This is a genomic window from Shewanella sp. CAL98-MNA-CIBAN-0140 (genome assembly GCF_040309905.1).
Classification (GTDB): domain Bacteria; phylum Pseudomonadota; class Gammaproteobacteria; order Enterobacterales; family Shewanellaceae; genus Shewanella; species Shewanella psychromarinicola.
Genome location: NZ_JBEOPI010000236.1, coordinates 1 through 253 on the forward strand (window position 1 = coordinate 1; position 253 = coordinate 253).

The following is a 253-nucleotide window of genomic DNA, read 5'->3' on the forward strand; positions in this document are numbered from 1 at the left end:
GCAATAAGGCTATGCTAAATAGCAAGTATCCCAATAATCCGTTTAAGATACAGGCAATGGGTAGCCTTGAGCAAGATATGCACGCTTACTCCTTAGCTTTAACTGAGATACAAGTCAACCCCAAATTTGCGACAAACACTGCTAATTTTAGACAAACATTATCAGGACAAATAGAGATAACATTAAGTCAATGGAATGATGATAGTGAGCTTGTCGTAGAGTTTATCGGTATCGGCAGTCGAGAGCTAGGACT

General features: G+C 39.5%; 1 protein-coding gene. It reads left to right on the forward strand.

Annotation, left to right across the window (positions count from 1 at the left end; genetic code table 11):
• Window positions 1-11: 11 nt before the first annotated feature.
• The coding region (locus AAEY93_RS20895; protein WP_351079631.1) for a hypothetical protein at window positions 12-253 on the forward strand (242 nt) is incomplete at its 3' end.